Genomic DNA, 7,848 nt, shown 5'->3' with positions numbered 1-7,848 from the left:
CAGATTGATAAATGTTTGCTACAAATATCTAGGGTATTTCTTAGGAGTCAGGAGTCAGGAGTCAGGAGTCAGAATGGATGGCTTTAATACCATTTTTTAGGGTGTAAATTATCTTTTTTGTCAAAGGGACATTTCATGTCAAGTCTTTTTATTGCTCTTACTATTCGTAACATTCTTTTTTCAAATTGGTATAATACCAGTTTTTAGGTCATAAATTATCTTTTTTATCAAAGAGACATTTCCTGCAATTTTTTTTTATTGCACTTATTATTCGTAACATTCTTTTTTCAAAATGGTATTATATGCCTGCAATTGCCTGCATTTTTTTTTGCAGCTTTTCCCACATTTTTTATACTTTCATACCCATTAATTGTCGGTCTAGATTTATTAAAAAATCTCGTCCATACTTACCGTTTTCTAACAATAATTTGAGATTTTCTGGCAAATCTTGAACTATTTCTACACTACAAGAACCCGCAGCTAAAGCTATAGTTGCTACCGTATCTACATCCCCTGTAAAATTAATACAATCCATTAATAAACTGCTCATTTTCTCATTTCTTTCCACCGCAGTAATAGCAGCTCTGACACTCATCCAACCTTTAGAACCTACTTTTTTATCCCAAGGTTCTGACCAAGGTTTTCCAGGAACATGAGTTTCAATAAACTTTCCTAATTTACTTTTTTCACCTAAATTATAAATGCAATAATGACTCATTAAAGCCGAAGCGATCGCTGCATCAATTCCATCAGGACTATTATGAGTAATAGCTGCTTGAATAGTTGCTTTTTCTTTCACTTCTTTAATAGTAGGAAAAATTCCAATCGGAGCAGCTCGCATTGCAGCCCCACTTTTATCACTTGTACCACCTATTTCTGCTAAAAATTGTTGACCAGTTTTCACTCGTTTTAAAAAGTCATAAAATTTACTAGAATATCCTTCTCGTTCATCTCTTTTAAAAGCTTCAACAAATTTATCGGCTAAATTTTGTCGCGTCCAAAGTTGCTGATAAACTATCATTTCGGTAATAGCAATACTCATTTGAGTATCATCTGTATAGGAGCCAGGAATAAGTCTATGTCTTGGATGTTTGACATAAGTAAAAAGATTATTATGTGCTTTAATAAAATTCAGTGGTGCATATTCAAAACCCGCTCCGTAGGCATCACTAATAGCAAGTTATAGTAACATATAGTCAAAATCAAAAGTCAAAAGTAAGATAATTTCTGTGACTAAGTTGAAAAATTAGAGATTTCCCTCAATAAACTAAATTTTTAAGCATTATTTTTAAGAAAAGAGCGGGTAGACAAAAATCACAATATTTACCATTGAGATAGATAATTAAATATTTGCCTACCTTCCTACTATTCTTGATTTTTCTATGGGCATTTTTAGCAAACTGGAAATATCCTAGCCATAACTTCAACAAACAGAAAATAACTTGATCAAATTACCCATTAAACCTCTCCAATAATTCCTCACGAGAACCATTTAACAACAAAGGAGCCAACTCCTCTGGAGACAACTGTAACATCGGCTCGATAATGGCCAATAGTTCTGGGTTTAGGGAACCAAACCGGACATTGAGAAAATTTTCAATCATTTGTTGCTTTATCCTTTGTTCGCCTTGTTGGACACCTCGCTGGATACCTTCCTCCAAAGTCTCTTCGCGCCAACGTAAATAAACAGGCGATCGCTTCATCAGTAACTGCTTCATAAAACTGATACAAAGCGTCACATAACGTGACAAATTGATGTTTACTTCCTGCTTCTACTGAGGCCGTCGGCGGTTACTCATCCACAGGCATTGACGGTCAAGCCAACCGCATCTGTACACTCTATACTTACATTTAAGTCTTTGTCAATTAACATAACTAAAAAAGTCCTCAAACCCTTACTAGCTCCTAGTAGGGAGCGGGATTTCTGGAGAGGTCTATGTCTATATAGATAGACTGCCAGAAATGCGAATAGCAGCGATTAGTGCAGAAGATACAAATGTCACCCTCGTTACTACTTGCATGTGAGAACTAGCGTATTATGTCGCTAAATTGCGCAAATTGTTAACTAAGTCGAAACTCCTATCATTAACTACTCACTAAACCTCTCCAATAATTCCTCACGAGAAGCACTCCATAATAAAGGAGTCAACTCCTCTGGAGACAACTGCAACATCGGCTCAATAATGGCCAATAACTCTGGGTCTAGAGAACCGAACCGGACATTGAGGAAATTTTCAATCATTTGCTTTATCCTTTGTTCGCCTTGTTGGACACCTCGCTGGACACCTTCCTCCAAGGTCTCTTCGCGCCAACGTAAATAAACAGGTGATAGTTTCATCAGTAAGTCCTTGTCATCTTCATTTATATTGTCTCTTACTTGAATTGTGATGTGCCAGCTTGCCAGAAGCTCGGTTAGATTTTCCCTCAGTGGGTTGCCTTTTGGTAAAGCTTCCAATTCTAAAATGGCTTGCTCTTGTGTTTGACCTTTTCCCAATACCCGCAACCAGAGAGTATCCTGGTTAATTGGTAATTGATTAATGGCTACTATTGCTGTGTTTTGAAAATCTGGCAAAAAATAAATACCTGTAGGCCATTGACCACTTGAATCTGGTTTAGCGCCAAAACCATCAATGATTCTGGCCGAACAAGAGGGGGACAAAATCCACAATAGAGGCCATTCGGCTTCAGTATAGGCAGTGTTTTCTCGTCTAGCTTTACGTTTTTGTTGGTTAATGACAAAGTTAAGTTTTGCTTGACAGTCTAGTATTTCTAGTCGTTGTGGTTGATTACGAAATGGCTCGTAAACAGAAGTAGTAGCTGCCATTTTGCCTAATAACCCTAAAATTTGAGGGTCTGTCGGTGGTGGAATGACAGGGATAAAATATACATCTATTTCTCGGACTTCGCTGGCAACATCGCGACTGGTTTCTACTTTGCCTAATAGAGTTAGTAACTCTTCTAAATATTGTTTGGCAAATTGGTCGTGGGGAGTTCTTGTCATATCGTCCGGTTAAATATTTACACTTTGAATGAAGGAAGGCAGAAGGCAGCTATCCTGGAGGCAGAAGGTAGAAGGGAAGAAAAGACTATAAGGGAAAAAGTTTTTGATCGTTGATTAGCCGGACATGATACCACGAATATTTTCTACTAATCTCAGGATACTATACCATTGACAATTAATGTTAGAAATAAGTATTTTTTTCAGAATATTTTATCGGTAATTAATAGTATAATTTAGGAGATAAATTTCTTTGTAATTCATCGGAAAATTATAATGATTGAATGGCAAGAACGTATTAGCATCAGCCAAAATGTTTGTCATGGGAAGCCATGTATTAGAGGTACAAGAATTATGATTTCAGTTATTCTTGATAATTTAGCAGAGGGATTAACGCCAGAGGAGATTATTGCAGATTATCCGCCTTTGAGTTTGGAGGATGTGAGAGTGGCAGTCGCTTATGCTGCTAAATTAGTCACAGAAGAAGAATTATTACCTCTAATCTAAGTTTTTTTCTGGGTTTTGCTAAATGTTAGTTAAGTTAGATGGTTAGTTAAGTTAGATGAAAATTTGAGCAATATTCATGCTGAATTTTTACGGCAAGCAGGATATGATCAGGAATAGATAAAATGTCATATAGTGATTTTGATTTAAAAAAAGTAAAAGCTGAGTTTAATTTAAAAATTATAGAAACAGAAGATTTATTTTCTCAAGTTGAACCTGTAGATATTAGTAATCTTTTAGCTGAAATGTTGAAGCAAAATGTTCCTATTGCTTTAGCGATCGCAACAGAAAAAGCAAGTTCTGAACTAATAATTATTAATATTTTGCTGGAGATTAAAAGGCAACTTCAAATCAGTTTTTTTTCGGGTATAGATTTCTCAGTTGATCGGGATAAGGGATTAAATGGATTTTGTGATTTTATTATTAGTCAATCTCCGGAACAATTATATTTGGATACTCCTGTAGTTGTTCTTATAGAGGCTAAAAATGAAAGGATAGTTGGTGGTTTAGGAGAATGTATTGCAGAAATGGTGGCGGCTGAAATATATAATGAACAAGATGGTAAGGATGTTCCTTTTGTTTATGGTGCGGTTACGACAGGTCATATCTGGAAATTTTTGAAATTGGAAAAGAATGTAGTGTTTATTGATGTAGAGAATTACTATATTAAAGATTCGAGGAAAATTATAGGAATTTTGGTGGAAATGATTAGATCGGTTAAGTTTTTGTGAAAGTGGCGATCGCTTTTGGAGATGTGGTTAGGGATGAGCGATCGCCTAACTCAATTTAATCCTTTTTTCTGGAAAAAAAGTAATAGGTAGGGTGAGCAAAATGACAAAATTTACTATTAATATAAACAAACCAATATTTGCCCACCGACTAATAAATTATAGTCTGCGCTTCAGCAATGAACTTGCACCAATAGCGCCAACAGCTAGTAAACCTAAAGTTGTAGAAGATTCGGGAACAGATGTTGCAACGGTAAACACCAATGTGTGTGTTTCTCCTCTTTCTAAGTATCCAGAGAAGGAAGCACCACCTGTTGAATTACCAAATGCTACGTTCGCTTCGTCATCTAAACCGAATAATTGAAGGGTGTAGTCTCCTGGTGTTAAACCTGATATCAAAAATTGTTCTGCCCAACCATCTCCCGTGTAAAAAGCACCTGGAATTTCCTCAATTAGTCCTAATTCTTCTGTATATCCAAATTGACGACCTAGTGGGTCAGTTAAAATAAAGTCTACAGGGTCTAAAAATCCATGTAATACTGCATCGTGCATTATAAATGGATTTTTTTGAGACCAATATAATAAACTTGGTGTAAGTGTAGAAAATGTTTTCCAGCCCAAAGAAATATACTCATTCCACCAACTAATAAATCCTTGACCTCCACGATGTCCAGCCTTTTCAGCAGCCCATTCTATTAATCCGACACAAGTAAACTGACCAAGACCTCCTTTTTGGAAAAAGGGATGTAAGTTGTGAATAAAAGGTGTTAAATCAGCATAACCTGCTCCTTGATTAATTTTCTCTTGTATTTTCCTTTCCATAGCAGTTGCTAAATCATAATTAAGAGAAAGTTCTCTTGTGATTTCCATGTCTTCGGGCTTTCGATGTTTTGTAACACCTCGTGATGGAACTGACTCATAAACAAGACCGTTAAATTCTAAGCCCACATGATCTAGACCAGGTATTCTCCAATCATTATCATCTACAAAAACTAAAGAAGCAGTGGGCGGCCGCGGTGGTGGTGGTGGTAATGGAACTGGATTAGGAGCAGGAATTGGTATAGGATTAGAAATAGAAGTATTTGATTGTAAAAATTCCCCTGCTACCCATCCTTGATCGACTCGAAACCAGTTATATGTTCCTCCAAAAACATCCATAACAGGACCCCGCTCTCGTACTGTCACCTGAGTACCTGGTTGTAGAAAACCTACATTCTGCCCGCCTCCTGGCTGACTCCAAACATATAACGAATCCCCTATTTCTGTTCTGACAGTGGCATTTCCATTAATAGAAAGCTGATTATAATCATTAAACAAAAAATCCCCTGCTACCCATCCTGTTGGCCCTCCATTAAAGGATACGTTATACCAGTCGTATGTTCCCCCATAACAAGATATTGTTGAATAGTTGGAAGAAAGAACAGTTCCTTGATGACCGTTGTAAACCTGCCCCTGATAACCATTTCCACAAGGAGCATCCCACACCCATAAAGGATCTGATGGAAGTTGTTCTCGGTAGATTACTGAGTCGTTGCCTTGAAATCCTATACTGGCAGCATTAGCTAATTTTGGGATTAATGTTAAGCAACCTAAAAGTGCTGAAACAAAACCAATGGTAGAGCAGATTTTTACCCCTTTTTTTTGCACACAAAAACTCATTTTCACACCTCATTAGTGCAGTTAATATTTTTTGAGTGAATATGGTTCTATATTATATTTGTCTTTCCAGCACTTTTAAGCAAATATTCCATCGTATCATGCTCATAAAAAATCAGAAAATATCATGTATTTAAAAAATAATTACATCATAAAAAATCATATTTTTTCCTTTAATATCAGAAAAACTCAGAAAATATCTTGATATAATCAAAGAAAATTCACAAACAAGTTTATAAATGACTCTTAATGAAGTTTTAAGGTTTGTCGATGATGTGGTTTTTGACAAAACTGGCAAACACCTTGATAGTCTCCAAAAAGCAATATTACGCGCTACTTGGCAAGGGGAAAAATACTCAAAGGTTGCTCAACAATATCACTGCACTAAATTTCATGTGGGCAATGTCGCTTCAAATTTATGGCAACTTATTTCAAAGGAATTAAATGAAAAAATTTATAAATCAAATTTCCGCGCTGCGATGGAAAGATATCAAGTTTCTAACTTTTCAAATGTATTTATAGGAGGAAACAATTGTCTAAAAGGTAATATTAATCTCTGTACAGATAACACTCATTCCCCAGAAACCAAACAAAAATTACCTATTACACAAACAACAAACAAAAATAACACTCCACTACAAAAACTCGACCTCAGAGACGCACCAGATATCAAAAAAACATTCTACGATCGCTCCACCGAACTCACTACCCTCAAAACCTGGATACTCAAACATCGTTGTCGTCTCATCACCGTTTCAGGAATAAGCGGTATCGGTAAAAGCACAATTATTCGTCACCTCATCCCACAAATAGAATCTGATTTCGACCACATCATCTGGCGCACCCTCCGCACATCTCCACCCCTAAACGTAACCCTCAAAAATTTAATTGAAATTATCTCCAACGTAACAGAAACAGACTTTCCCAATAATACCGATGCTCAACTGTCATTGCTCGTAGAAAAAATACGCGATCGCCGATGTCTAATTATTCTAGATGACGTACAACAAATACTCAGTAATGGGCAACTTATTGGTAACTATAAATCAGGATATGAAAACTATGGCAACCTATTTAAAATTATCGGAGAATTACCCCATAATAGTTGTTTGATTCTTAATAGTTGGGAGCCACCTTTAGAAATTTTCAACTTTACAGATAATGACTCAGCAGTACGTTTATTTCAGTTAACTGGTTTAACAGAAAAGGTGGCGCGTGAGATGCTGAAAAATCAAGGATTATCGGATGAAGAAAAATGGCAAGAATTGATAAATTTCTATCAAGGTAATCCCCAATGGTTAAAATTAGTAGGGCAGACAATTAAAAATTTATTGGGTGGGATTGTCGCTCAATATTTGAGTTATCAACCATTATTTTTGTGCAGAGAATTAACCAATATTTTCCAGCAGCATTTTCAACGTTTGTCTGAATTAGAAAAACAAGTTATTTCTCTACTGAGCGAACAACAAAAATCTGTTTCAGTTTCTCAATTATTAGAAAAATCACAATTATCATCACCAGAATTATTTCAGACATTACTATCTTTAGAAAGACGAAGTTTGATAGATAAAATTACAGAGGAAAAAGAGATTTCATTTAGCGTTAAACCTATATTTAAGCATTATATAAAAAATTATAGGGAATAGGGAATAGGCGTAGGTTGGGTTGAGGAAGCCGAAACCCAACATTAGCAAGGTTTTGTTGGGTTTATCCTACGGATAAGCTACGCTAACACTACCGTTCAACTTACGCAAAGGCAGTATATATAGGGTGTTGCTCAGTTACGCTATCGCTAACACACCCTACTGGACTGACACAGCTAAAATGGTGCAATCAGTGTAGGTTGGGTTGAGGGACGTTTTGCTGACGCAAAGCTCCGCTAACGCTGCGCGACATGTTTGCGGAGCATTCCGTAGGAAAAAGCGGAGCTTATCCGTTAGGATAAACCCAACATTAGTAAGG

General features: G+C 36.4%; 7 protein-coding genes. 3 read left to right on the top strand and 4 right to left on the bottom strand.

Annotation, left to right across the window (positions count from 1 at the left end; all coding sequences use genetic code 11):
- Positions 1-349: 349 nt before the first annotated feature.
- The 3 genes from F6K54_RS35705 to F6K54_RS35695 form a co-directional block, all read right to left on the bottom strand.
- A complete protein-coding gene (locus F6K54_RS35705; RefSeq protein WP_293088529.1) occupies positions 350-1,174 on the bottom strand; it encodes an ADP-ribosylglycohydrolase family protein in 825 nt (274 codons plus the stop codon).
- 277 nt (positions 1,175-1,451) lie between these two features.
- Entirely contained in the window at positions 1,452-1,718 is a 267-nt protein-coding gene (locus F6K54_RS35700) for a hypothetical protein (RefSeq protein WP_293088527.1), read from the bottom strand.
- A 371-nt stretch (positions 1,719-2,089) separates the two neighbouring features.
- Positions 2,090-3,001, bottom strand: coding sequence for a hypothetical protein (locus F6K54_RS35695; RefSeq protein ID WP_293088525.1), 912 nt, complete (start codon positions 2,999-3,001; stop codon positions 2,090-2,092).
- Between the two features lie 273 nt (positions 3,002-3,274).
- Here F6K54_RS35695 and F6K54_RS35690 point away from each other — a divergent pair, with 273 nt between their 5' ends.
- On the top strand, positions 3,275-3,505 hold the full coding sequence (locus F6K54_RS35690) for a DUF433 domain-containing protein (protein ID WP_293088523.1): 231 nt from the start codon (positions 3,275-3,277) through the stop codon (positions 3,503-3,505).
- A 122-nt stretch (positions 3,506-3,627) separates the two neighbouring features.
- Positions 3,628-4,233, top strand: coding sequence for a hypothetical protein (locus tag F6K54_RS35685; RefSeq protein ID WP_293088521.1), 606 nt, complete (start codon positions 3,628-3,630; stop codon positions 4,231-4,233).
- A 156-nt stretch (positions 4,234-4,389) separates the two neighbouring features.
- On the opposite strand, the gene F6K54_RS35680 is transcribed toward F6K54_RS35685, so the two are convergent.
- A complete protein-coding gene (locus tag F6K54_RS35680) occupies positions 4,390-5,889 on the bottom strand; it encodes a PEP-CTERM sorting domain-containing protein (protein WP_293088519.1) in 1,500 nt (499 codons plus the stop codon).
- A gap of 236 nt (positions 5,890-6,125) precedes the next feature.
- Here F6K54_RS35680 and F6K54_RS35675 point away from each other — a divergent pair, with 236 nt between their 5' ends.
- Entirely contained in the window at positions 6,126-7,532 is a 1,407-nt protein-coding gene (locus tag F6K54_RS35675; protein WP_293088517.1) for an ATP-binding protein, read from the top strand.
- The last annotated feature ends 316 nt before the right edge of the window (positions 7,533-7,848 follow it).

This window comes from Okeania sp. SIO3B5 (genome assembly GCF_010692555.1).
GTDB lineage: Bacteria > Cyanobacteriota > Cyanobacteriia > Cyanobacteriales > Microcoleaceae > Okeania.
This window is presented reverse-complemented; position numbering and strand designations above follow the sequence as displayed.